At 69.9% G+C, this 24,455-nt stretch carries 24 protein-coding genes; 1 reads left to right on the top strand and 23 read right to left on the bottom strand.

What is annotated here, in order from left to right; all coding sequences use genetic code 11:
• Positions 1-80: 80 nt before the first annotated feature.
• The 6 genes from ACE3T5_RS04795 to ACE3T5_RS04770 are packed head-to-tail and all read right to left on the bottom strand — an operon-like array spanning position 81 to position 7,354.
• Positions 81-1,106 (bottom strand): acyl-CoA dehydrogenase family protein, encoded by a 1,026-nt coding sequence (locus ACE3T5_RS04795; protein WP_374665020.1) that lies wholly within the window; start codon positions 1,104-1,106, stop codon positions 81-83.
• Entirely contained in the window at positions 1,103-2,953 is a 1,851-nt protein-coding gene (locus tag ACE3T5_RS04790; protein ID WP_374665018.1) for a biotin carboxylase N-terminal domain-containing protein, read from the bottom strand. The genes ACE3T5_RS04795 and ACE3T5_RS04790 overlap by 4 nt, the downstream gene beginning before the upstream one ends.
• Positions 2,950-4,125 (bottom strand): acyl-CoA dehydrogenase family protein, encoded by a 1,176-nt coding sequence (locus ACE3T5_RS04785; protein WP_374665016.1) that lies wholly within the window; start codon positions 4,123-4,125, stop codon positions 2,950-2,952. The genes ACE3T5_RS04790 and ACE3T5_RS04785 overlap by 4 nt, the downstream gene beginning before the upstream one ends.
• Before the next feature lie 21 nt (positions 4,126-4,146).
• Positions 4,147-5,817, bottom strand: a complete 1,671-nt coding sequence (locus tag ACE3T5_RS04780) for an acyl-CoA carboxylase subunit beta (RefSeq protein WP_374665014.1) — start codon at positions 5,815-5,817, stop codon at positions 4,147-4,149.
• The gene (locus ACE3T5_RS04775; protein ID WP_374665012.1) at positions 5,814-6,707 is read right to left on the bottom strand and encodes an SDR family oxidoreductase; all 894 of its coding nucleotides are present in this window, start codon (positions 6,705-6,707) and stop codon (positions 5,814-5,816) included. The genes ACE3T5_RS04780 and ACE3T5_RS04775 overlap by 4 nt, the downstream gene beginning before the upstream one ends.
• Positions 6,704-7,354 (bottom strand): TetR/AcrR family transcriptional regulator, encoded by a 651-nt coding sequence (locus ACE3T5_RS04770; RefSeq protein WP_374665010.1) that lies wholly within the window; start codon positions 7,352-7,354, stop codon positions 6,704-6,706. Before ACE3T5_RS04770 ends, ACE3T5_RS04775 begins: the two co-directional genes overlap by 4 nt.
• An 89-nt stretch (positions 7,355-7,443) precedes the next feature.
• On the opposite strand from ACE3T5_RS04770, the gene ACE3T5_RS04765 reads away from it, so the two are divergent.
• On the top strand, positions 7,444-8,028 hold the full coding sequence (locus ACE3T5_RS04765; protein WP_374665008.1) for a DUF2889 domain-containing protein: 585 nt from the start codon (positions 7,444-7,446) through the stop codon (positions 8,026-8,028).
• On the opposite strand, the gene ACE3T5_RS04760 is transcribed toward ACE3T5_RS04765, so the two are convergent.
• The 17 genes from ACE3T5_RS04760 to ACE3T5_RS04680 form a co-directional block, all read right to left on the bottom strand.
• The gene (locus ACE3T5_RS04760) at positions 8,025-9,380 is read right to left on the bottom strand and encodes an MATE family efflux transporter (protein ID WP_374665006.1); all 1,356 of its coding nucleotides are present in this window, start codon (positions 9,378-9,380) and stop codon (positions 8,025-8,027) included. The two genes, ACE3T5_RS04765 and ACE3T5_RS04760, sit on opposite strands and share 4 nt — an antisense overlap.
• Before the next feature lie 46 nt (positions 9,381-9,426).
• Positions 9,427-10,725 (bottom strand): RNA polymerase sigma factor, encoded by a 1,299-nt coding sequence (locus ACE3T5_RS04755; protein ID WP_374665004.1) that lies wholly within the window; start codon positions 10,723-10,725, stop codon positions 9,427-9,429.
• Between the two features lie 10 nt (positions 10,726-10,735).
• The gene (locus tag ACE3T5_RS04750; RefSeq protein ID WP_374665002.1) at positions 10,736-11,161 is read right to left on the bottom strand and encodes a YciI family protein; all 426 of its coding nucleotides are present in this window, start codon (positions 11,159-11,161) and stop codon (positions 10,736-10,738) included.
• Positions 11,162-11,267: 106 nt separating this feature from the next.
• The gene (locus tag ACE3T5_RS04745) at positions 11,268-11,621 is read right to left on the bottom strand and encodes a YciI family protein (RefSeq protein WP_374665000.1); all 354 of its coding nucleotides are present in this window, start codon (positions 11,619-11,621) and stop codon (positions 11,268-11,270) included.
• 80 nt (positions 11,622-11,701) lie between these two features.
• Positions 11,702-12,127, bottom strand: coding sequence for an STAS/SEC14 domain-containing protein (locus ACE3T5_RS04740; RefSeq protein ID WP_374664998.1), 426 nt, complete (start codon positions 12,125-12,127; stop codon positions 11,702-11,704).
• 117 nt (positions 12,128-12,244) lie between these two features.
• Entirely contained in the window at positions 12,245-13,012 is a 768-nt protein-coding gene (locus ACE3T5_RS04735; RefSeq protein WP_374664996.1) for an enoyl-CoA hydratase, read from the bottom strand.
• Positions 13,013-13,052: 40 nt separating this feature from the next.
• Positions 13,053-13,643, bottom strand: coding sequence for a 2-hydroxychromene-2-carboxylate isomerase (locus ACE3T5_RS04730; protein ID WP_374664994.1), 591 nt, complete (start codon positions 13,641-13,643; stop codon positions 13,053-13,055).
• A gap of 23 nt (positions 13,644-13,666) precedes the next feature.
• Positions 13,667-14,389 (bottom strand): SDR family oxidoreductase, encoded by a 723-nt coding sequence (locus ACE3T5_RS04725; RefSeq protein WP_374664992.1) that lies wholly within the window; start codon positions 14,387-14,389, stop codon positions 13,667-13,669.
• A 4-nt stretch (positions 14,390-14,393) separates the two neighbouring features.
• Positions 14,394-15,203 carry an acyl-CoA thioesterase gene (locus tag ACE3T5_RS04720; protein WP_374664990.1) on the bottom strand — a complete coding sequence of 270 codons (810 nt, stop codon included), beginning with the start codon at positions 15,201-15,203 and terminating at the stop codon, positions 14,394-14,396.
• On the bottom strand, positions 15,200-16,120 hold the full coding sequence (locus ACE3T5_RS04715; RefSeq protein WP_374664988.1) for an alpha/beta fold hydrolase: 921 nt from the start codon (positions 16,118-16,120) through the stop codon (positions 15,200-15,202). Before ACE3T5_RS04715 ends, ACE3T5_RS04720 begins: the two co-directional genes overlap by 4 nt.
• 72 nt (positions 16,121-16,192) lie before the next feature.
• Positions 16,193-17,401: an acetyl-CoA C-acyltransferase gene (locus tag ACE3T5_RS04710; RefSeq protein ID WP_374664985.1), complete on the bottom strand. Its 1,209-nt coding sequence runs from the start codon at positions 17,399-17,401 to the stop codon at positions 16,193-16,195.
• A gap of 19 nt (positions 17,402-17,420) precedes the next feature.
• Complete coding sequence (locus ACE3T5_RS04705) at positions 17,421-17,792, bottom strand: endonuclease domain-containing protein (RefSeq protein ID WP_374664983.1); 372 nt, start codon at positions 17,790-17,792, stop codon at positions 17,421-17,423.
• Between the two features lie 67 nt (positions 17,793-17,859).
• Positions 17,860-20,259, bottom strand: coding sequence for a 3-hydroxyacyl-CoA dehydrogenase/enoyl-CoA hydratase family protein (locus tag ACE3T5_RS04700; RefSeq protein WP_374664981.1), 2,400 nt, complete (start codon positions 20,257-20,259; stop codon positions 17,860-17,862).
• 89 nt (positions 20,260-20,348) lie between these two features.
• A complete protein-coding gene (locus tag ACE3T5_RS04695; RefSeq protein ID WP_374664979.1) occupies positions 20,349-20,780 on the bottom strand; it encodes a DUF2147 domain-containing protein in 432 nt (143 codons plus the stop codon).
• A gap of 119 nt (positions 20,781-20,899) precedes the next feature.
• Positions 20,900-22,696 carry an acyl-CoA dehydrogenase C-terminal domain-containing protein gene (locus ACE3T5_RS04690; RefSeq protein ID WP_374664977.1) on the bottom strand — a complete coding sequence of 599 codons (1,797 nt, stop codon included), beginning with the start codon at positions 22,694-22,696 and terminating at the stop codon, positions 20,900-20,902.
• Between the two features lie 4 nt (positions 22,697-22,700).
• A complete protein-coding gene (locus ACE3T5_RS04685; RefSeq protein WP_374664975.1) occupies positions 22,701-23,426 on the bottom strand; it encodes a TetR/AcrR family transcriptional regulator in 726 nt (241 codons plus the stop codon).
• A 161-nt stretch (positions 23,427-23,587) separates the two neighbouring features.
• Entirely contained in the window at positions 23,588-24,436 is an 849-nt protein-coding gene (locus ACE3T5_RS04680) for a fumarylacetoacetate hydrolase family protein (RefSeq protein ID WP_374664973.1), read from the bottom strand.
• Positions 24,437-24,455: the final 19 nt, after the last annotated feature.

The raw sequence follows: 24,455 nt of genomic DNA, 5'->3' as shown, positions 1-24,455 counted from the left end.
GGCGGATGACCTGAACCCGTCGTTCGTGCCGCGCCTCGCGCGACAGCGATCTCATGTCAGCTGTTTCCATCACTGATGGATCACGGCGGGTCGGAAAAGTTCAAGTTATTTGCTGCCGGATCAATAAGCAGGCAGACCTGGGCCACGCACTCGGGGTCAGCCTCCAGCCGGCCCTCATCCGCCATCACCGTCACGCTGGCGAGCCAGGCCCGCGTGGCGTCGATGCGCATCTTCATGTCCATCAGGCGATGGCGGATCACCTGCTTGTCCACCAGGGCCGAGCCGAAGGTCTTGCGCTGGCGCGCCCAGTCCAGCGCCTCGTCGTAGCAGGCCTCGCAGAAGCCGAGCGCCATGGCCGACATGGCCAGCCGCTCGCCGTTGAAGTTGCTCATGATGATCTTGAAGCCCGCGCCCTCCTCGGCCAGCAGGTAGCGCGCCGGCACCCGTACGCCATCGAAGCGCAGGTGCGCCGTGTCGCTGGCGTGCCAGCCCATCTTGTGCAGCTGGGTGCGGCTGAGCCCAGGCGTGTCGCCGGGCACGACGATCATGGAGATGCCGCCCGCGCCCCGCGAGCCGGGTTCGCCGGTGCGAACGGCCAGCGTGATCCAGTCCGCCCGCATGCCGGAGGTGATGAACACCTTCTCGCCATCGATCACGTAGTCGCCGCCGTCGCGCCGGGCCGTGGTGCGCAGCGCGGCCACGTCCGATCCGCCGCCCGGCTCAGTGATGGCCAGCGCCGCGATGCGTTCGCCACGCAGCACGGACGGGATCACCTCGCGTTGCAGCGCCTCGGTGCCATGCCGCAGCACGGGCGGCAGGCCGATGTTGTGGCTGAACAGGCTGGCCATCACGCCGCCGCTGCCCCCGTGACGGGCCAGCGCCACCGACATCGCATTGCGCAGCGCATAGGGCGCAGGCGTGCCGCCCAGCGACTCCGGGTAGCCCAGGCCCAGCAGGCCCAGTGCGGCGGCCTCGCGGTACAGCTCGCGCGGGAAGCCCTGGGCCTGATCCCACGCGTCGGCGTTCGGCGCGATGCGCTCGCGTGCGAAGCGCCTGACCGTGTCCTCCAGGGCCGCGATGTCCTCGCGCAGTTCGGCGGTGATCATGCGCGCGCCTCGAAGCGCATCAGCACCTGGCCGGTGGCCACCTGCTGGCCCGGCTCTACGGTGGTGGCGGCAATCACCGCGTCGCGCGGCGCCGTCTGCGCGTGCTCCAGCTTCATCGACTCTATCACCACCAGCGGGTCGCCCTGCTTCACAGGCTGGCCTTCGCGCGCGTGTACGGCGATCACCTTGCCATTGAAGGGCGCGCGCAGCTCGTTGCTGCCGGCACCGCCGCCAGCGCCTGCCGGCGGCTGGAACGAGGCGTCTTCCAGGAACAGGTCGATGGCGCCGACCTGCACATGCCAGCGTCCATCGGGCAGGCGCACCGCCTGGCCGTGGCCCCGCAGCGGGCCTTGCGATTCGTCCAGCGGCAGCTCGATCAATGCCTTGCGGTGCCGCAGGCGCAGCGGCCGGATGAAGGGCGAGGCGAGGGCGGGCGCGCTGCCCTGCGGCAGCAGCGCCGACAGCGCGGCCTCGCGCAGCACGCGCTTTTCTTCCGCCTCCAGCTCGCGCCGCAGCGTGTTGCCATGCGCGCCCAGGAACAGGATCAGCGCATCACCGGCGGCAAACACCGGGTGCCGCAGGCAGGCCGCGAGGAAGCGCCGGTTGGTGGGCAGGCCCAGCACCCGCAGGCGATCCAGCGCGCCGGCCAGCTGCTCGATGGCCTGGGTGCGGGTCGGCGCGTGGGCGATGAGCTTGCCCAGCATGGAGTCGTAGTACGGCGGTACCTCCAGCCCCGCGGCCAGGGCATGGTCGAAGCGCACGCCCTCGGGCGGGTCGAAGCGCTGCACGCGGCCGGCGCTGGGGATGAAGTGGTAGTCCTCCGCGCAGAGCCGCACCTCGATGGCGTGGCCTTCGAAGCGCACCGCCTCCTGCGCCAGCGGCAGCGGCTCGCCCTGCGCCACGCGCAACTGCCACTCCACCAGGTCGAGGCCAGTCACCGCTTCGGTCACCGGATGCTCCACCTGCAGCCGCGTGTTCATCTCCATGAGGTAGAACGCGTCGCCTTCGAGCAGGAACTCCACCGTGCCCGCGCCCACATAGCCGGCCGCCTGCGTGAGGCTCACAGCGCACTCGGTCATGCGTGCGCGCAGCGCGGCATCCACCGCCGGACTGGGCGTCTCCTCAATGATCTTCTGCTGGCGCCGCTGCACCGAGCAATCGCGTTCGCCCAGGTGGATGCAGGCCCCGTGCGTGTCGGCGAAGACCTGCACCTCCACATGGCGGGGCGCCAGCAGCGCGCGCTCCAGCAGCAGGCGGCCGTCGCCGAAGGCGGCTTCGGCCTCGGAACGGGCACTGGCCAGCGCCGGCCGCAACTGCGCGGCTTCCGTCACCAGCCGCATGCCACGGCCGCCGCCGCCGGCGGAGGCCTTCACCATCAGCGGATAGCCCAGGCGCCCGGCCTCGGCCAGCAGCACTTCGTCCGACTGCTCCTCGCCCTGGTAGCCCGGCAGGCAGGGCACACCGAGCGCGGCCGCGAGATCCTTCACCGCCGCCTTGCTGCCCAGCGCGCGAATCGCCTCGGCCGGCGGGCCCACCCAGATGAGCCCGGCGTCCTTCACGGCCTGCGCGAACTCGGCGTTCTCGGAGAGGAAGCCATAGCCGGGATGGATGGCGTCGGCACCGGTCGCCTCGGCCGCGGCGAGGATCTTGCCGATGTCGAGATAGCTCTCCGCGCTGGTCAGCCCGCCCAGCGCATGACTGCGCGTGGCCTCGCGCACATGCAGCGCCTGCGCGTCGGCATCGGAATACACCGCCACCGTCTCCATGCCCATGCGGTGCGCCGTGCGGAAGATGCGGCGCGCAATCTCGCCGCGGTTCGCCACCAGCAGCCGGTCGATCTTCTTCATGGCGCGGTCGGCCGCTTGGCAATGCCCATCAGCTTGGCCAGGATGCCCATCATCACTTCGTCCGCGCCACCGCCGATGGAGGCAAGACGGCCATCCCGGTACATGCGCGAGACCTTGTTCTCCAGCGTGAAGCCCATGCCGCCCCAGAACTGCAGGCAGGTATCGGGGACGATGCGATTGAGCCGGCCGGCCTTCAGCTTGGCCATCGACGCGAGCTCCAGCACGTCCTGCCCCTGCACGTACAGATCACAGGCGCGGTAGGTGAGCGCGCGCAGCGCCTCCACCTCGGTCTTGCACTCGGCCAGCTTGAACTGCACCCACTGCTGGTCGGCCAGGCTGCTGCCGAACAGCTTGCGCTCCTGCGCCCACTCGATGGTCCACTGGATGCAGTTGGTGAGCGACTGCAGGCAGCTCGCGGCGGCCCACAGGCGCTCTTCCTGGAACTGCTGCATCTGGTAGATGAAGCCCTGGCCCTCGTTGCCGATGCGATAGCGCTGGGGCACCCGCACCTCGTCGAAGTAGATGAGGCCGGTGTCGGAGCTGTGCATGCCGATCTTGCGGATCTTCTTCGCCACCTCGATGCCGGGGCGCAGCTTGCCGTTCTCCCGCATCGGCACGATCACCAGCGACTTGTTCTTGTGCACCGGGCCCTCGCCCGTGTTCACCAGCATGCACATCCAGTCGGCCTGCAGGCTGTTGGTGATCCACATCTTCTGGCCGGTGATCACGTAGTCGTCGCCGTCCTTGCGCGCGCGGCTCTTGATGCCGGAGACATCACTGCCCGCGGCTGGCTCGCTCACGCCGATGCAGGCCACCATGTCACCGGCGATAGCGGGCGCCAGGAACTCGCGCTGGAGTTCCTCGCTGCCGAAGCGCGCCAGCGCCGGCGTGGCCATGTCGGTCTGCACGCCGATGGCCATGGGCACGCCGCCGCATTCGATGTGGCCCAGCGCCTCCGCCATGGCGACGGAATACGAATAGTCGAGCCCGGCGCCGCCATGCGCCTCGGGCTTGCACAGGCCCAGCAGGCCGAGCTGCCCCAGGCGCTTGAAGACCTGGTGCGCGGGGAAGATCTCCGCGGCCTCCCACTCGTCGACATGGGGATTGATCTCCTCGTCGATGAAGCGCTTCAGGGTCTTCTGGATTTCCAGGTGTTCGTGGGTGTAGTGCATGTCTTGTCTCCAGGGGGTCCGTCACATCCGCGCCACGCCGAACTGCATCGGCCGGGCGGTCCGGGTCTCGGCTTCCGCGATCGTGTCCAGGCAGAACGCGAGCACGGCGCGGGTATCGCGCGGGTCGATCACGCCGTCGTCCAGCAGCAGGCCCGAGGTGTAGAACGCATCGGCCTGCTGCTCGAACACGGCCACGATTTTGTTGAACTGGACCTGCGATTCCTCGGGGTCCGGCGGCAGGCCTTTGCGGGCACGCGCGGCCTCCGTCACCATCTGCATGGTGCGCGCCGCCTGCTCGCCGCCCATCACCGCGGTGCGCGCGCTGGGCCAGCTGAAGAGGAAGCGCGGCGCATAGCCGCGGCCGCACATGCCGTAGTTGCCGGCACCGAAGGACGCACCGCACTGGATGGTGATCTGCGGCACGGTGGCGTTGGTCACGGCCTGGATCATCTTGCTGCCGTGCTTGATCATCCCGCCCTGCTCGCTCTCCTTGCCGACCATGTAGCCGGTGGTGTTCTGCAAGTAGATGATGGGGTGGCCGAGCTGGCACATCCACTGGATGAAGTGCGTGGCCTTGTTGGCGCCGGGCACGTCGATGGGGCCGTTGTTGGTGATGAAGCCCACGGCATGGCCCGCGATGCGGCCTTGCGCGCAGACCGTCTGCGGGCCGTAGAGCGGCTTGAACTCGAGCATGGAACCCGCGTCCGCGAGTCGCACGATCACCTCCCGCATGTCCACCGGCTCGCGCAGGCTGGCGGGCATGCGGGAGACAAGGTCATCGGTGGGGCCGCCGCCCTCACCCCAGCCCTCGCCCGCACGCGGGAGAGGGAGCGAACGCCCGCCAGTCGGCCCCATCTCCCGCTTGCGGGAGAGGGCTGGGGTGAGGGCAGGGGCGAGCCCCGCCACCACCTCCCGACAGATCCCCAGCGCGTGCCGGTCGTCCTCCGCCAGGTACTCCCCGAGCCCTGACACCGTGGTGTGCATCTCGGCACCGCCCAGTTCCTCTTCCGTCGCGATCTCGCCGGTGGCGGCCTTCAGCAACGGCGGCCCGGCCAGGAAGGCCCGCGAGCGGCCGCGCACCATGATGACGATGTCGCTCAGGCCCGGCATGTAGGCGCCGCCGGCGGTGCCGGAGCCGTGCTGCACGGTGATCACCGGGATGCCCGCGGCCGACAGGCGCGCGAGGTTGCGGAACAGCGCCCCGCCCTGCACGAAGCCTTCCACGCGGTACTTCATCAGGTTGGCGCCCGCGCTCTCCACCAGGTGAATGAAGGGCAGCCGGTTCTGCAAGGCGAGCTCCTGCACGCGCAGGATCTTGTCCAGGCCCATGGCCTGGATCGCGCCGGCGTCGATGCCCGAATCGCTCGCCACCACCATGCAGCGCACGCCACTCACGAAGCCGATGCCGGCGATCATGCCGCCGCCGGGCACCGAGGCCTCGGGGTCGCGCGTGTCCTGCAGCCAGCCGGCCAGCGTGCACAGCGGCAGCCAGGGCGCGCCGGGGTCGAGCAGCAGGCCCACGCGCTCGCGCGGCAGCAGTTGCCCGCGCTTGTCGAAAACCGGCCGTGCGCGGGCGGAGGCATCGGCGGCGCGGCGCTCCAGCGCGCGCAGCGCGGCCACGCGCTCCAGCATGGCGACACGGCGCTGCGCCGCCACGGCGCCCTGCGCGTTCCAGGTGGTGGTGAAGCTCATGACTGGAACACCTTCGGCGTCTGGTAGCGGTGGAAGCCGTTGAAGGGCTTGACCGCGTCGCGGGACTGCGCCTCGACCGGCGCACTCACCTGGCCCCAACCCATGCGCACCTGCGGCCGCGCGCCGTCGATGCGCATCACGGTGCCGCTGATGAAGGCGGCTGCGGGGCTGAGCAGGAACACGATGCCCGCGGACGTCTCGGCCTCGGTGCCGAAGCGGCCGGCGGGCACCGTCTCGGCCATCTCGCGCAGCATGGGGCCGGCCTCGGGCGGATAGTGGTCCATGCCGCTGCTGGCGATGTAGCCGGGGGCGACCGCGTTCACGCGCACGCCGCTGCGCGCCCATTCCATGGCCGCCGTCTCGGTGAAGCTCACCATGCCCGCGCGCGCCGCGCCACTGTGACCCATGCCGGGCATGGAACCCCAGATGTCCGCCACGATGTTCACGATGGCACCGCCGTGGGCCTGCATGGATTGCAGGTAGCACTCCTTGGCCACCAGGAAGCCGCCGGTGAGGTTGGTGGCCACCACCGCATCCCAGCCCTTGGCGCTGATCTTCTCCAGCGGCGTGATGTACTGGCCGCCCGCGTTGTTGACCAGGCCGTCGATGCGCCCGCGCGCGGCCACGATGGCCTGCACCATGGACTGCACGGCGACCTCTTGCCGGATGTCGCAGATATGGAAGCTGGCCGCGCCGCCATCGTGCGCGATCTCGCCGGCCACCGCCTCCAGCTTGGCGGCATTGCGCCCCACCAGCACCACGTGCGCGCCGAGCGCGGCCAGCTCGTGCGCGGTGCAGCGGCCGATGCCGGAACCGCCGCCGGTGACCACCACCGTGCGCCCCTTGAACAGGCCCGGTGCGAACACCGAGCGATAGCGATCCGCGGTCATCCCGCCTCCCCGATGAAAAGGCCCATGGCGGCCTGCGTGAGTTGGTCCAGCGTGGCGCCCTTGCGCCGGTCATACCACTGGGCCGACCAGTTGAGGGCGCCGAAGATCAGCAGCCGCGCGAGCTTCACCTCGGCCTTCAGCCGGCCCTCGGACTGCAGCGCCGCGAGCACGGGCGTCCACGCGGCCTCATAGGTGCTCTGCAGCTCGGCGATCACGGCACGCTGACGCGGCGTGATGGAACGTGCCTCGTACAGCATCACCGGAATGAAGTCGCTGCCCGGGCCGAGCAGCACGTCGAAGTGGTTGCGCACCAGCACGCGCAGGCGGTCGGCCGGCCGCAGGCCCGCAGGCGACGCGTCCAGGGCGCGCTGTTGCTGCGCGATGGCCGACTGCATGCCCTCCTCCATCACCGCGAACAGCAGCGACTGCTTGCTCTTGAAGTGGTAGAAGGGCGACCCGCTCTGCATGCCGGCCGCCGCCGCGATGTCACGCGTGCTGGTGGCGGCAAAGCCCTTGCGACGGAACAGCCGCGCCGCGCCGAGGATCAGCTCGCGGCGGCGATTGCCGTCGTCCCGCTCGCCCAGCGTCTTGCGCGGGCGGCCGCGCGGCCGTTTGGGCGGCGCGATGACGGCGACTTGCGTGTCCATGGCCGGGGACCATAGCAGAGCCCTTTATTTATGGCAAGCAGTCGCTTGGTGAAAATACAGGGCTGCCGCGAACCCTACACTCCACGATCATGTCCGCCCTGCCTGAACCGTCCCCCCGCCGCCCCATCCACCAGCGCCGCATCTCGTTCGACGGCTTCCGCCGCGACGACGGCCTGTGGGACATCGACTGCACGCTGACCGACGTGAAGGGCATTCCGGCGCCGCTGCATGAGCGCGGCGTGGTGCCGCCCGGCGAGCCGATCCACGAGATGCGGGTCCGCCTCACCCTGGACGACGGCTTCACCATCCGTGACGCCCACGCCGCGATGACCTACGTGCCCTTCGGCGAATGCCACCGCGCCGCCGAGGCCCCACTGCGCGCACTGGTCGGCCTGACCATCGGCCGCGGCTGGCGCAAGGCCATCAACGAGGCCATGGGCGGCACTGCCGGCTGCACCCACCTGCGCGAGCTGGTGTTCAACGCCGCTACCGCCGCATTCCAGATGATCCCGCACTACCACGACAGCGAAGCCGGCACGCGCCGCCCCTCGCACCCGGTGGGTTCCACGCCGCCGTTCTACATGGGCCAGTGCATGTCGTGGGCCTTCGACGGGCCGGTGGTGGCGCGGGTGGCGCCGCAGTTCGCGCAGGCGGCGAAGGCGACTTCGAGCTAGGCGCGCTGCGTCGCCGGCCCCCACCGCGTCCGCCACACCCCCAGCGCCGTGGCGCAGCCATAGACCGCCATCGCCGCGCCCACCAGCGCGAACAAGGCCGACGGCCCGGCGCCGCTGGCGGCCAGCCACTGGCCGCCCGCCAGCACGAACAGGAAGCGCAGGAACGACGCCGCCACCGGCGCGGCCACGTGCCCGGAGCCCTGCGCCGCGAAGTACAGCGTGAGACCGAGGCCGAAGAAGACGAACCCGCCGCCCGCCCAGCGCAGGTAGCTCGCCGCGTGGGCGAGCACGGCGGGGTCGCGGCTGAACAACGAAGTCCACAACGAAGGCCACGCCGCGAGCAGCAAGCCCACGGTGCCGAGCAGCACCGCCGAGAGCCCGGCAGCCGCCCACGCGACGCGACGCGCGCGCGCCACCTGCCCGGCACCGATGGCCATGCCCACCATGGGCACCGCGGCCACGCCCACGCCGAAGGCGATGGGCACCAGCAGGAACTCCAGCCGCGAGCCGATGCCGTAGCCGGCCAGCGCGTCATTGCCGTGCGCCGCCACCAGCGAGGTGACGACGAGGATGGTGGCCACCGTGAGCAGCGGCGACAGGCACGCCAGCGCGCCCACGCGCAGGATGTCGCGGAACAGCGGCCCCTGCAACGCGACACCGAGGAACACCAGCCGCACCTTGGACGGCCCGTGTCGCACGTACCACCACAGCACCATAGCCGCCGCCGCGTAGGCGATCACCTGGCCCAGCGCCACGCCCTGCATGCCCAGCCGCGGCACGCCGCCCAGACCCAGGCCCAGCGTGGCGCCGCACGCCACCTGCAGCAGCGAGACAGCGAGGATGGCGCCCGAGGGGATGCGCATGTTGCCGCTGCCGCGCACGATGGAGATCAGCGTGTTGAAGAGCCAGATCGCCGGCGTGGCGAGGAACACCCAGGCGCCATAGCGCACCGCCTCCGCCAGCACCTCGCCGCGGCCGCCCAGCAGGCGGTACAGGGTGGGCCCGAACAGCCACAGCAGCACGGTGAAGCTGGCCCCCGCCACCAGGCCGATGACCACGGCGTGCGTGGCGAGCTGCTGCGCGCGCGCCGGCTGCCCGGCGCCCAGCGCACGCGCCACCGAAGACGACACGCCGCCGCCCATGGCCCCGGCGGAGAACATCTGCATCAGCATCACGAACGGGAACACCAGCGCCATGGCGGCCAGCGCCGTCTTGCCCAGCAGGCCCACGTAGACCGTCTCGCCGATGCCCACTGCGGTGGCGGCCACCATCGCAAAGACGTTGGGCAGCGCCAGGCGCAGCAGCGTGGGGAGAATGGGCCCCTGCAGCAGGGGACTGGCATTGACTGGCATCCGCTTCGATTGAAGCAGGTTTGCGCTTCGCGCGCTGGCGGCGCCCTCAGTTCCGCTGTGCAGGCCCTTCGGCGGCACGCACGGCCTCGGTGGCGCGGGCCTGCATCAGCTCCCGCTCGCGCGCGTTGCCCGCCAGCGCCGCCGCCTGCGCGAACTCGGCCGCGGCCTCGGCATGCCGCCCCAGCCGTGCCAGCAGATCGCCGCGCACGCCGGGCAGCCACGGGTACTGGCGCATCGCCTTGTGGGTACGCAACGGCTCCAGGATCTGCAGACCCGCCGCCGGCCCGTGCGCCATGCCCACCGCCACCGCGCGGTTCAGTTCCACCACGGGCGAGGGCATGACCGCGGCCAGCTCGGCATACAGATCGGCGATGCGCAGCCAGTCGGTCTCCGGCGCCGCCACGGCGCGCGCATGGCACGCCGCGATGGCCGCCTGCAGCACGTAGGGTCCCCGCGCACCGCCCAGCGCCTCCGCCCGCTCCAGCGCGGCGAGGCCACGGCGAATGAGCAGACGGTCCCAGCGGCCGCGGTCCTGGTCAGCCAGCAGCACGGGCCGACCCTGTGCGTCGGTGCGCGCCCCCATGCGCGAGGCCTGCAGCTCCATCAGCGCGAGCAGGCCCAGCACCTCCGGCTCCGTCCGGGCCAGGCCGGCCAGCACGCGGCCCAGGCGCAACGCCTCCTGGGCGAGCGCGGGGCGCATCCAGTCATCGCCCGCGGTGGCGGTGTAGCCTTCGTTGAAGACGAGGTAGATCACCTCCAGCACCGAGGCGAGCCGCTCGCCCAGCGCTTCGCCGCGCGGCAGCTCGAACGGCACGCGCGCCTCGCCCAGCGTGCGCTTGGCCCGCACGATGCGCTGGGCGATGGTCGGCTCCGGCACCAGGAAGGCGCGCGCGATCTCCTGCGTGGACAGGCCGCCCAGCAGCCGCAGCGTGAGTGCCACGCGCGCGTCGGTGGGCAGCACCGGGTGGCACGCGGTGAACATCAGGCGCAGCAGGTCGTCGCCGATCTCGTCCTGCCGGGCCGCGTCGAGCGCGTCCACGAAGTCCGGCACCACCAAGGCCTCACGCGCCTCCAGGTCCGCGCCCAGCTCTGCATGCTTCTCGTCGCGCATGCGCAGGTGGCGCAGGTGGTCCAGCGCGCGGTGCTTGGCCGTGGTCATGAGCCAGGCGCCCGGCCGGTCCGGCAGGCCCTCGCGCGTCCAGTGGTCCAGCGCCGCCAGCAGGGCATCCTGCGCGATGTCCTCGGCGGTGCCGACGTCACGCACCATGCGTGCCACCGCACCGACGATGCGGGCCGACTCGATGCGCCAGACGGCGGCAATCGCCTCCTGCGTGGCCGTGGTCATGGACAGCGCGTCACCCCATGCCGATGTCGCGGAAGCGCTGCAGCGTGGCGTCGGACACGGCGGGCTCGAAGTCCTCCGCTTCGTAGAGCTGCCGCACCTCCACCTCGCACGGCATGCCTTCGCCGACCGGGTTGGGAAAGCGGCGCGTCCACTCCAGCGCCTCCTCGCGCGTGCGCACCTGGATCAGCGTGTAGCCGGCGATCAGCTCCTTGGTCTGGGTGAACGGGCCGTCGACCACCGTGCGGCGATCCCCCTCTTCGTAGCGGATGCGCCAGCCCTTGCTGCTGGGGTGAAGGCCGGTGCCATCGAGCAGCACACCGGCACGCGCCAGTTCCTCGTGGTAGGTGGCCATGGCGGCGAAGACCGCCTCCTGCTCGGGCCGGAAACAACCGGTCTCGCTGTCGGCGGTGGCCTTGACGATGATCATGAAGCGCATGGCGCACTCCCGGGTGATGGAGGGGGCAGTCCGCCCATCGGCCTGCCTGCCTGCTCGACGATCCGGCCAAGGCGGAATCGACAGGTCGCGGACGCCAGGGCAGCGCTCAGAGAAAGCAGGGACCCGTCTCGCGCACTTCCACCGTGGCCCAGGCGGCGGCCGGGCAGCGCGCGGCGATGGCCAGTGCCTCTTCCCGCGACACGTTGTCCAGCAGGAAGAAGCCGCCCACCATCTCCTTGGCCTCGGCAAACGGGCCGTCCAGCACTTGCGGACGGCCGCCGCGCACCTCGACGCGGCTCGCCTGGTCCAGGCCGGTCAGCGACTCCACCGCGCGCAGGCGCCCCTGGTCGCGCAGGTCTTCGGAGAAGCGCACCATGGCGGCGTACGCGGCCTCGCCCTCGGCGCGGGTGCGTTCGGCGCGCTGGCCGACAGGTTCGTGGATCAGCAGCAGAAAAGGCATGGGCAAGGTGGGGGTCGGCAGACGGCGCATTCTCGGCCACGCCGCAGCGAGCCGCAACCGCGGCGCCCCCCGCCGGCCGTTCAGCCCGCGGTGGATTCGGAGCCGTCCAGCCCCGCCGGCAGCGAGGATGGATCCGCCCCCGTGAGCCAGGCGATGGCCTCGGCCTCATTGTCGAACACCATGACGTTGGTGCCGCTTCGGCGCGCGGCCTTCTGGCTGATGCGCGTCACCCGCTCGGCCGGCACCACGGAGGCGATGCGCGCCATGTGCGAGAGGCTGGCGGCCGTCTCCTCACCCAGGCGGTACTGCTCCACCGGTTCGAAGGGCGTGGTGACCTCACGCAGATCCACCAGCATCGCGCGCTGCGGCCAGGCCTCGCTGCGCACGCCGAGCAGGTGCACGGCGGACAGCAGCTGGTCGATGGTCGGCGTGCCGACCACGCGCACCCGCACCCAGGCGGTTTCGCGGGTGACGATCACGTCGTAGGAAGCGTCGGGTGGGACCATGGTCGAGTCAGGCAGAGCGAGCGGCCCGGCATGCGAAGCAAGGTTCGCGCCGCGTGACGGATACTCTAGCGCAGGCGCGCAGCGCCGTGCCTGACCCGGGTCAAGGGCGAGGGGTGCCTAGACCTTCGAGAAATCGGGCTTGCGCTTCTCCATGAACGCAGTGAAGGCCTCCCGCGCCGCCGGCTCCCGCAGCATGCGGCCGAAGCTGGCACCCTCGTCTTGCATCTGCTGCGCCACCAGGGTGGACTGGCCTTTCTTCATCAGCCGCTTGGTCTCCACCAGGCTGGTCAGCGGCTTGGCGGCGAGCTTGCGCGCCTGCTGGAGCGCATAGGCGTTCACCTCCGTCGGCGGCAGCACGCGGTTGGCCAGGCCCACCTCCAGCGCGGCCTCGGCCATGAAGGGCTCGCCCAGCAGCAGCGCCTCGGCCGCGCGGTGGTAGCCCAGCATCTGCGGCACCAGCAGGCTGGAGGCCGCCTCGGGGCACAGGCCGAGGTTGACGAAGGGCATGGAGAACGCCGCGTTGTCGCCGGCATAGACCAGATCGCAGTGGAACAGCAGCGTCGTGCCCACGCCCACCGCCGGACCGCAGACGGCGGCGATCAGCGGCTTGGGAAACGCGGCAATGCCGTGCAGGAAGCGGAACACGGGCGAGCCCTGGCCCGCCGGCGGGTTGTTCAGGAAGTCACCGATGTCATTGCCGGCCGAGAACACGGTCTCGTGCCCCTGGATGACCACCACGCGTACCGAAGCGTCGGCCTCGGCGGCCGACAAGGCATCGGCCATGGCGCCGTACATGGCGGCGGTGATGGAGTTCTTGCGCTCCACGCGGTGGAGGGTGATGGTCATCACGCCGGCTTCGGTGTGGACGCGGATGTCTTCGGACATGGGGAGTCTCCGTTGGAAAGATCGAATCGGTGGCGGGCCGTCAGGCCAGGGCTTCGCGCACGAAGTCCAGCCGGTCCTGGCCCCAGAACATCTCGTCGCCGACGAAGAAGGTCGGCGCCCCGAACACGCCGCGCGCCACCGCCTCCTGCGTGACGGTCTTCAGGCGGTCCTTCACCTCGGGATCGGCCGCCAGGGCCAGCAGCGCCTGCGGGTCGAAGCCGGCCGCGGCCAGCACCGCGCCCACCTCGGCCGGATCGTTGAGGTTGCGAGCGTCGGCCCAGATGGCACGGTAGACCGCGTCGCCGTAGGGCACCAGGCGCTCCGGCTCGCGCATCTGCAGGCCCACCGCGCCGCGCATCAGCAGCAGCGTGTTGATCGGGAAGTGCGGGTTCGACTGCAGCGGCACGCCGTAGCGCCGCGCGAAGCGCTGCAGGTCCTTCATCACGTACGCACCCTTCGCCGGCACCGCCATGGGCGACTGGTTGCCCGTGCCCTGGAACACGCCCCCCAGCAGGAAGGGCCGCATCTGCAGCGTGGCACCGGTCTCGCGCACCAGCGCCGGCACCTGCGTCCAGGCCAGGCAGGCCGCGGGGCTGCCGAAATCGAAGTAGAACTCAAGCGTCTTGCTCATGGGTGCGTCCTTGCGCGCGGCAGTCAGAATTTCTCGATCCACGGCCGCAGGTCCAGCTCGTGCGTCCAGGCGTCGCGCGGCTGCTGGTGCAGCATCCAGTACATGTCGGCGATGTGCTCGGGGTTCAGGATGCCATCCTGATCCTTCAGCGCATAGCGCTCGGGAAAATTCTCGCGGATGAAGGCCGTGTCGATGCCGCCGTCGATGACGACATGCCCGACATGAATGCCCTTGGGCCCCAGCTCCCGCGCCATGCTCTGCGCCAGCGCGCGCAACGCGTGCTTGGCGCCGGCGAACGCGGCGAAGTTCGCACCGCCGCGCATCGAGGCCGTGGCGCCGGTGAAGAGGATGGTGCCCCGGCCGCGCGTGACCATGCGCCGCGCGGCCTCACGCCCGTTCAGGAAGCCGCCGAAGCAGGCCATCTCCCAGACCTTGAAGTACTTGCGCGCCGTCTCCTCCAGGATGCTGGAGGGCACGTTGGCACCGATGTTGAACACCAGCACCTCCACCGGGCCGATGCGCGACTCGATGTCCTCGAACAGCGCGATGACCTCTTCCTCCTGGCGGGCGTCGCTGGCGAAGCCATGCGCCTCGCCGCCCTCGGCACGGATGCGTTCCAGCAGCGGCTGCAGCGCGTCGAGGTGACGCCGCGTCACGCAGGCGGTGTAGCCGCCGCGGGCGAAGCGAGCCGCGATGGCACCGCCGGTCGCGTCGCCGGCGCCGATGACCAGGGCCACGGGCTTCATGCGCTCACTCCTTGAAGTAGACGACCTGGTGGGTGGTGGCGAGCAGGTCGCCCTGCTCGTTCCAGAGCTGGCCCGCGTGGTCGAAGTAGCCGTTGCGGAAGCCCTGGCCACGCGCCTGCGCCAGCAGGTATTGCGTGCCGGTGGCCGCGAGCTGCGCGCCGTCGGCATGGAAGTACACCGTCATGGTCACGGTGCCCACTGGCGTCTGCTTGGCGCGCCGCAGCCAGATGCGCGGGAAGAAGGTATCCGCCATCGCGGTGAGCGAGGCGAAATCCAGTGGCCGCAGCGGCTCGTCGCGCAGCCACAGACGGGTGAGGCTCTCGGCGTCGCCCTGCCCCTCCCACTTGCGCGGGACGAAGCCGGTAAGGAAGCGCATGTCGTAGCGATTCAGCCAGGCCACGCCCTGACGCGGCGTGCGCGGCACGTCGGCGGGGCGCGGCACATCGGGCATGCCGGCCTCGTGGCCGCTCCAGGTCTCGCGGCGCGCGGCCGTCATCACGGTGGCTGTGACCACTGTCTCCTCGCCCTGCAGCAGCTCCACGATCCAGTGCTGGGTGGACCGGTTGGTGCGCGCCGGTCGCGTGCGGGCGACGAAGGGCCCGTCGGCCAGGGCGGCGGCGTAGTTGACCGTGAGCGCGATCGGCTCGCCCAGCAGGCGCGGATCGCGCAGCACCGCCTGGATCGCCTGTGCGGCGGTGATGCCGCCGTAGGGACCGATGAAATTGGCGTAGGCCGGGCTGGTGTGCCCCTGCGCCTCACCCTCGGCCAGCGGCTTCAGCGCGATGGCGGCGTCGAAAGGGTGCAGCTCGCTCATCGCGCGCGGCCCTCGTGGCTCTCGTAGGCTGGGCTGGCGCGCAGCGCAACCCCAGCCTTCCCACCCCCTTGCCCCAGGCCCTGCAGCCATTGCGCCATCCGTGGCCACAGCCGCGTCTCGTGCTCGCCCCGGAAGGCGCCGAAGTGGCCGATGCGCCGCACGGAGACGTCCTGCGGCGCCACGCGCTCCACCTGCGCAGGCGCGTTCTCGTACAGGCTCACCAGCGACTGCGTGCCACGCAGCGTCATCAGTTCGTCGTCGGTGATCGACACCGCCATCACCGGGAACGTGGCGCGCGCGTAGGCCTGGCGCGCCAGCTCGCCCTCCGCGCCCACGCTGTAGCGCGGGTTCAGGCACCACTTGCGCCACTGCATGATCACGCCGGCCGGCAAGTCACCCACCTTGCGCAGCTTGCGGCCCGGGAAGTAGCCGCACAGCTTGGTGGCCAGCGGCACCAGCACGAACCAGAAATAGGGGACGATGCGCTTGAGCTGCGGCGCGTTCTCGCGCCAGTAGCCGCTGCCCGCCGCGACGCTGAGCAGGCCATTCACATGATGCTGGTTCGTGAGGAAGCCCGGCAGCTGCGCGCCCAGACTGTGCCCCAGCAGGAACAGCGGCGCCTCGGGCAGTGCGGCCTTGGCGGCGTCGATCGCAGCCTCGTAGTCGCGTGTCCAGTCGAACAGGTCGGCACGGAAGCCACGCAGCGTGGCCGGCGCCGAATCCCCCGAGCCGCGGTAGTCGAAGGTGGTGACCCGCCAGCCCTGGCCGGCCAGCCAGTCGGCAAAGGGCGCGTAGAACTCCTGCCGCACGCCCATGGCCCCGCCGATGACGACGCTGCCCTTGGGCGCGCCCGGGGGTTCGAACACGCGGGCGGCCAGTTTCGTACCATCGTGCGAAACAAGGGCGAGGCTTTGCATGACGGGTCTCCTGTTGTCGGGTTCGGGGAACGGAAGTGCCGGCCCGGGGTGACGGGCCGGCGGACGAAGGCTTCAGACGCGCTCGAAGATGCCGGCGGCGCCCTGACCCATGCCCACGCACATGGTGACCATGCCGTACTTCAGATTCTTGCGGCGCAGCGCGTGAACGACTGTCGCGGAGCGGATAGCCCCGGTGGCGCCCAGGGGATGGCCCAGCGCGATGGCGCCGCCCATCGGGTTGACCTTGGCGGGGTCGAGACCCAGCGTGCTCATCACGGCCAGCGACTGCGCCGCGAAGGCCTCGTTCAGCTCGAACCAGTCGATGGCGTCCTGCTTGAGGCCGGCGGACTTGAGCGCGGCCGGAATCGCCTCGATCGGGCCGATGCCCATGATGTGCGGCGGCACGCCGCGGCTGGCGTAGCTGACGAAGCGCGCGAGCGGCGTGAGGTTGTAGCGCTTGAGGGCGGCTTCGCTCACCAGGATCAGCGCGCCGGCGCCGTCGGAGGTCTGCGAGCTGTTGCCAGCCGTCACGCTGCCGCGCGCCGCGAACACGGGGCGCAGCTTGCCCAGCGCCTCCACCGTGGTGTCGGGGCGCGCGCCCTCGTCGATGGCGACCTTGCGGCGGGCCACGGCGACCTCGGCCGATTCGAGATCGAGCGAGCGCTCGGCAATCTCGACCTCGGTGATCTCGCTGGCGAACTCGCCGGCCTTGATCGCCGCGATGGCCTTCATGTGCGAGCGGTACGCGAACTCGTCCTGCGCATCACGGCTCACCTTCCACTGCTGCGCCACCTTCTCGGCGGTGAGGCCCATGCCGTAGGCGATGCCGTAGCTCTCGATGTCCTCCGGGTTGCTGAACACGGTGGGCGACAGCGAAGGCGAGTTGCCCATCATCGGCACCAGGCTCATGCTCTCGGTGCCGGCCGCGATCATCACGTCGGCCTCGCCCACACGGATGCGGTCGGCGGCCATCTGCACGGCTGACAGGCCCGAGGCGCAGAAGCGGTTGACGGTGATGCCGCCCACGCTCTTGGGCAGACCGGCCAGCACCGCGCCAATGCGCGCGACGTTGAGGCCCTGCGAGGCTTCGGGGATGGCACAGCCGGCGATCACATCCTCCACCGCGGCCGGGTCCAGCCCCGGCACCTGCGCCATGGCGGCGCGCAGCGCGGTGGCCAGCAGGTCGTCCGGCCGGGTGTTGCGGAAATAGCCCTTGTGCGAGCGCCCGATGGGCGTGCGCGTGGCGGCGACGATGTAGGCGTCCTGGATCTGCTTGGTCATGGGGGAGCTCCTGGCGAGTTCAGTCTGTGTCTTGCTCCCTCTCCCGCTTGCGGGAGAGGGTGGGGGTGAGGGCTGCCTCGGCGGCAAGCCGGATGGCTTCGAGCACGGCATCCATCTGGCCCAGAACCTCGTGGTTCCAGAAGCGCAGCGTCGTGAAGCCTTGCGCTGCCATGGCTGCGGCCCGCCTCGCGTCACGGACGGCATCCTCGACATGCTGGCCGCCATCGAGTTCGACTACCAGTCGGATCTCCAGACAAGCGAAGTCAGCGTAGTAGGGGCCGATGGGATGTTGCCGTCGAAACTTGAGGCCGAGCAGCTGACGATTGCGCAGGCGGTTCCAGAGCTGCGCTTCGGCATCCGTCGAGGATCGACGCAGCGCACGGACCCTCACCCCAACCCTCTCCCGCAAGCGGGAGAGGGAGGAAGGCGGGGTCTCGGCCCGGACCTGCACCATCGCCTCAGTTCCGCACCGGCTTGCCGGTGTTCAGCATGCCCAGGATGCGCTCCTGGGTCTTGGGGTGCTGGACCAGGGCGCAGAAGGCCTGGCGCTCCAGGGTCATGAGGTACTCCTCGCTGACCAGGGTGTTGGCATCCACGTCGCCGCCGGTGACCACGTGGGCGATCAGCGAGGCGATGTGGAAGTCGTGGCTGCTGATGAAGCCGCCGTCGCGCATGTTGACCAGCTGGCCCTGGATAGTGGCCTTGCCGTTGCGACCGACCACCGGGAACAGCCGGCGATGCGGCGCGCGCCAGCCGGCGTCGTGCATGGCCTTGGCCTGCTGCACGGCCACGTAGAGCAGTTCGTCCTTGTGCGGCACGACGAGGTCGGACTCCAGCAGATAGCCCAGCTTGCGCGACTCGAGCGCGCTGGTGCCCACCTTGGCCATGGCGGCGGCGGTGAAGCCCTCGGTCACGAACTTCAGCAGGTCCTTGTCGGTGCTGGCCGCCGCGTTCTCGGCAGCGCGGCGCGCGATGTAGGTCAGGCCGCCGGCACCGGGCACCAGGCCCACGCCGACCTCGACCAGGCCGATGTAGCTTTCCATGTGGGCCACGCGCAGCGCGCTGTAGAGGCCCAGTTCGCAGCCGCCGCCCAGGGCCAGGCCGCGGATGGCCGAGACCACCGGCACGCCGGCATAGCGCAAGCGCAGCATGGTCTGCTGCATGAAGCCCTCGGCGTCCTCGATGGCGCTCACGCCCACGGCGATGAAGGCGGGCAGCGTGGCCTCCAGGTCGGCGCCGGCGCTGAAGGGCTCGTCGCCCGACCAGATCACCAGACCCTGGTAGTCCTTCTCGGCCGTCTCGATCGCGAGCTGCAGGCCCTCGCACACCTCCGGGCTGATGGTGTGCATCTTGGTCTTGAGGCTGGCAATCAGGACATCACCGTCCAGTGACCACAGCCGGATGCTCTTGTCCTCGTGCACTGTGGTGCCCGCCGTCTGGAAGCGCGGCCCGGCCTCGCCCAGCAGCAGTTCGGGGAAGAGCTGGCGGCCATACACCGGCAGGCTGCGACGCGGCTCGAAGCGGCCGGCCGTGGGGTTCCACGAGCCTTCGGCCGTGTGCACGCCACCGGCTTCGGCCACCGGCCCCTTGAAGACCCAGTCGGGCAGCGGCGCCTTGCACAGCGCGCGGCCGGCGTCGATGTCTTCCTGGATCCATTGCGCGACCTGCAGCCAGCCGGCTTCCTGCCACAGCTCGAACGGGCCCTGCTTCATGCCGAAGCCCCAGCGCATGGCCTGGTCCACGTCGCGCGCCGTGTCGGCGATGGTCGCCAGATGCACCGCGGCATAGTGGAAGCTGTTGCGCAGGATGGCCCACAGGAACTGGCCTTGCGCGCCGGTGGCATTGCGAAGCAGAGCGAGGCGCTCGCCAGCCGGCTTCTTGAGCATGCGGCCATACACCTCGTCGGCCTTCTCGCCGGCGGGCACGTAGTCCTTGCTCTCGAGTTCGAAGCGCAGCACGTCGCGGCCGACCTTCTTGTAGAAGCCGGCCTTGCTCTTCTGGCCCAGGTTCCCCATCTCCAGCAGCGTCTTCAGCACCTCCGGCGTGCCGAAGGCGGGATAGAACGGATCGGTCTCGACGCTCAGGTTGTCCTGCAGGGTCTTGATGACGTGCGCCATGGTGTCCAGGCCCACCACGTCCGCGGTGCGGAAGGTGCCGCTGGAGGCACGGCCCAGCTTGCGGCCGGTGAGATCATCGACCACGTCGAAGGTCAGGCCGAACTTCTGCACTTCGTGCATGGTGGCCAGCATGCCGGCGATGCCGATGCGGTTGGCCACGAAGTTCGGCGTGTCCTTGGCACGCACCACGCCCTTGCCCAGGCCGCTGGTCACGAAGGATTCGAGCTGGTCCAGGATCAGCGGACCGGTGGTGGGCGTGGCGATCAGCTCCACCAGCGTCATGTAGCGCGGCGGGTTGAAGAAGTGGATGCCGCAGAAGCGCGGCTTGATGCCCTCGGGCAGCGCCTCGGACAGCTTGGTGATCGACAGGCCCGAGGTGTTGGAGGCCACGATCGCGTGCGGCGCCACGTGAGGTGCGATCTTGCGATACAGGTCCAGCTTCCAGTCCATGCGTTCGGCGATGGCCTCGATCACCAGGTCGCACTCGCCGAGCAGGGCCATGTGCTCCTCGTAGTTGGCCTGCTGGATGAGTGCCGCGTCGTCGGCCACGCCCAGCGGCGAGGGCTTGAGCTTCTTCAGCCCCTCCACCGCGCGGGTGACGATGCCGTTCTTCGGGCCGTCCTTCGCGGGCAGGTCGAACAGCACGACCGGCACCTTCACGTTCACGAGGTGGGCGGCGATCTGAGCGCCCATCACGCCGGCGCCGAGCACGGCCACCTTCTTCACCTGGAATCGGCTCATTCGTTGGGCCCTTTCGTCGTTGACCGGGGCCGCCTGGCCCCCGCTGCGTTCTTCACGGTCCTGGTACATCAGTGTTCCTTGCGGGGTGCTCAGGGCACCCGATGCCATGTCTGCGTGCGGCCGAAGGGCCCGAAGGAGCCGCGCACGTCGAGCTTGCGGCCCCCCTCCTGCGGGGTGAGGCGCAGCGTGTACTCGCGCCCGTTCTCGGGGTCGAGGATCTTGCCGCCCTCCCACACATCCTTGCCTTCGGCCTTGCGGGCATGGCGGATGATCTCCAGCCCGTCCATGGGCTTGCCCTTGCGGTCGTCGGAGCACTCCTCGCACACGGCGCCGGGCTTCGCGTCCTTGGACAGGCGCCGCTCGATGCGGCCGAACAGCGCGCCAGCCTGCTCCACGATGCGGATCTCGGCCTTCGCCTCACCCGTCTTGTCGTCGATGTTGCGCCACAGGCCGACCGGCGACGATTGCGCAAAGGCGGAGGCCGCCAGCAGCGTGGTGAAGGCGACAAGGGCGCTGCGCACGACGGGAACGCTGGGGTTGCGCTGCGCTCCACCCCAGCCTACGAGGGGAGGAGCGGCTGCCTGTCGTAGGCTGGGGTGGCAGCGAAGCGAAACCCCAGCGGTGGAAGCCGTGGCGGGGCTCATGCCAGCGCCGCCTCGGTATCCAGCAGGCTCTTGGCCCCCGCGCGGGCCGTGCGCATCAGCGTCGCCGTCTCGGGGAACAGGCGGGCGAAGTAGAAGCGCGCGGTCTGCAGCTTGGCCTGGTAGAACGGGTCGCTGTTGCCGGCCGCGATCTGGCGCAGCGCCACCTGGGCCATGCGGGCCCAGAAGTAGCCGAACACCAGGTGGCCTAGCACGCGCAGGTAGTCCACCGCGGCGGCGCCCACCTCGTCGGCGTTCTGGTAGCCCTTGAAGCCCAGCTCGGTGGTGAACTTGGTGATCTGCTCGCCCAGCATCGCCACCGGCGTGATGAACTCTGACATCTTCTCGTTCACGCCCTCTTCCTCGACCAGCTGGGCGACGAGCTTGCCGAACTTCTTGAGCGTGGCGCCGTTGTTGCCCAGCACCTTGCGGCCCAGCAGATCCAGCGACTGCACGGTGTTCGTGCCCTCGTAGATCATGTTGATGCGGTTGTCCCGCACGAACTGCTCCATGCCCCATTCCTTGATGAAGCCGTGGCCGCCGAAGACCTGCATGCACGCGTTGGTGGCGATGTGGCCGTTGTCGGTGATGAAGGCCTTCACGATGGGCGTGAGCAGGGCGACCATCTCCTCGGCCTCCTTGCGCACCTTCTCGTCGGGGTGGTGCAGCTCGCGGTCGATCAGCAGCGAGCAGAACATGCTGAGCGCGCGGCCGCCCTCGGCGTAGGCCTTGGCGGTGAGGATCATCTTGCGCACGTCGGGGTGCACGATGATCGGGTCGGCCGGCTTGTCCTTGGCCTTGGGGCCGGACAGGCTGCGCATCTGGATGCGGTCCTTCGCGTAGGCCAGCGCGTTCTGGTAGGCCACCTCGGTCAGGCCCAGCGACTGGTTGCCCACGCCGATGCGCGCGGCGTTCATCATCACGAACATCGCCTGCAGGCCCTTGTTGGGCTCACCGACCATGGTGCCGACGGCGTTGTCCAGCACCATCTGGCAGGTGGCGTTGCCGTGGATGCCCATCTTGTGCTCCAGGCCGCCGCAGTGGATGCCGTTGCGCGCGCCCACCGAGCCGTCGGCGTTGACCAGGAACTTGGGCACGATGAACAGGCTGATGCCCTTGCTGCCTTGCGGCGCGTCGGGCAGGCGGGCCAGCACCAGGTGGATGATGTTGGGCACGAAGTCGTGCTCGCCAGCGGAGATGAAGATCTTCTGGCCGGTGATGCGGTAGGTGCCGTCCGCCTGCGGCTCGGCCTTGGTGCGCAGAAGGCCCAGATCGGTGCCGCAATGCGGCTCGGTCAGGCACATCGTGCCCGTCCACTCGCCGCTGGTGAGCTTGGGCAGGTAGGTCTTCTTCTGTTCCGGGGTGCCGTGCGCGTGCAGCGCCTCGTAGGCGCCGTGCGTGAGGCCGGGGTACATGGTCCACGCCTGGTTGGCGCTGTTGAGCATCTCGTAGAACGCCTGGTTCACGACGATGGGCAGGCCCTGGCCGCCGTACTGCGGGTCGCAGGACAGCGCGGGCCAGCCGCCTTCCACGTACTTGGCATAGGCTTCCTTGAAGCCCTTGGGCGTGGTGACCTCGTGGGTCTCCCGGTTCAGCTTGCAGCCCTCGGCGTCGCCGCTCACGTTGAGCGGGAAGGTCACCTCGGCCGCGAACTTGCCGCCTTCCTCGAGGATGGCGTTGATGGTGTCCTCGTCGGTCTCGGCGTGGGCCGGCATCTGCTTGTACTCGGCGGCGACGTTCAGCACCTCGTGCATCACGAACTGCATGTCGCGCAGGGGCGGGTTGTAGACGGGCATGGGCTTACTCCTTGGCGGATCGGGATTTGGGGGAACGGGCGGCCTTGCCGGTGGCAAGGGCCGAAGCGGGGGTGGCGGGCGCGGCGTCGGTCGCGCCGTAGCGCCGCAGGATGTTCTCGAAGCCCGCATTGGCGCGGGCGATGGAGCCGGGGGTCTTGAGGAAGCGCGCCTCGTAGTGCAGCGCGAGGATGAGGCCGTGGATCTCGAACAGCATCTGCTCCTCATCCACGTCGGGCGCGAGCTGGCCCTGCACCTTGGCAAGCGCGATGGCGCGCTTCATGGCGGCGTGCCAGGTGAGCACCGAGCTGGCCAGCGCATCACGCACCGGGCCGGGGCGGTCGTCGAACTCCACCGCGCCGCTGATGTAGATGCAGCCTGAGTCGATCTCGACCGAGGTGCGCTTCATCCAGTTGGCGAACATCGCGCGCAGGCGTGGCAGGCCGCGCTGCTGCGACATGGCCGGGTAGAAGACCTCGTCCTCGAAGCGCGCGTGGTACTCGCGGATGACGGAGATCTGCAGTTCCTCGCGCGAGCCGAAGTGGGCGAACACGCCCGACTTGCTCATCTGCGTCACCTCGGCCAGCGCGCCGATGGAGAGCCCCTCCAGGCCGATCTGCGTGGCCAGGCCGAGCGCCGCATCGACGATCGCGGCCTTGGTCTGCTGGCCCTTCTGCAGCGCGCGGCCCTCCCGGGCACGGGCGGGCTTCAAGGGCAGGTCAGTCACCGACATGGATTCAGGTCAAAATAAAACGAACGGTCGTTCTATTCTGCATGAATCCGGTGACGGCGCTACCGCCGCCCGGGGATCTAGGGGCGCTGTTCTAGGTTGGGCGGGGGTTTCCCCTGAGAACGAAGGGCGTCAGGGGGCCCTTCACCCCTGGCCACCCGCCCCTACAGCTTGAACGGCACCACCACCTGCCGCTGCTCGCCCAGGCCCTCGATGCCCAGGGTCATGACGTCGCCCTTCTTCAGGTACTTGGGCGGCTTCATGCCCAGGCCCACGCCGGGCGGGGTGCCGGTGGTGATGATGTCGCCCGGCATCAGCGTCATGAACTGGCTCACGTAGCTCACCAGCTTGGCGACGCCGAAGATCATGGTCTTGGTGTTGCCGGTCTGCATGCGCTGGCCATTGAGATCGAGCCACATGCCCAGTCGCTGCGGGTTGGGCACCTCGTCGGCCGTCACCAGCCAGGGGCCGACCGGGCCGAAGGTGTCGCAGCCCTTGCCCTTGTCCCATTGCGGGCCGCGCTCGAGCTGGTACTCGCGTTCGCTCACGTCATTGCAGACGGCATAGCCGGCCACGAACTCCAGCGCCTTCGACTGCGGCACGTAGCGCGCGCGCGTGCCGATGATGACCGCGAGCTCCACCTCCCAGTCGGTCTTGACCGAGCCCTTGGGCAGCATCACCGGATCGTTCGGGCCCTGCAGGCAGGTGACTGCCTTCATGAAGACGATGGGCTCCTTGGGGATGGGCGCGCCCGATTCGGCGGCGTGGTCGGCGAAGTTCAGGCCGATGGCGATGAACTTGCCCGTGCCGCTGACCGGGCAACCCAGGCGCGGCGTGCCGCGCACCGCGGGCAGCTTGTCGGTCTTGAGCTTGCGCAGCTTGGCCAGCGCGGCCGGCGCCAGCTGCGCCGGGCCGATGTCGGGGACCACGCCCGAGAGGTCGCGCAGCTTGCCCTCGGCGTCGATCAGGCCGGGCTTCTCACGGCCCGGGTTGCCATGGCGGACGAGTTTCATGGGTTTTTCCTTCTTGTGG

Source organism: Ramlibacter sp. (assembly GCF_041916345.1).
In the GTDB taxonomy this organism is placed as follows: Bacteria; Pseudomonadota; Gammaproteobacteria; order Burkholderiales; family Burkholderiaceae_C; genus Ramlibacter.
The sequence above is the reverse complement of the archived record's forward strand: the minus strand, read 5'-3'. Positions and strand labels throughout refer to the sequence as shown.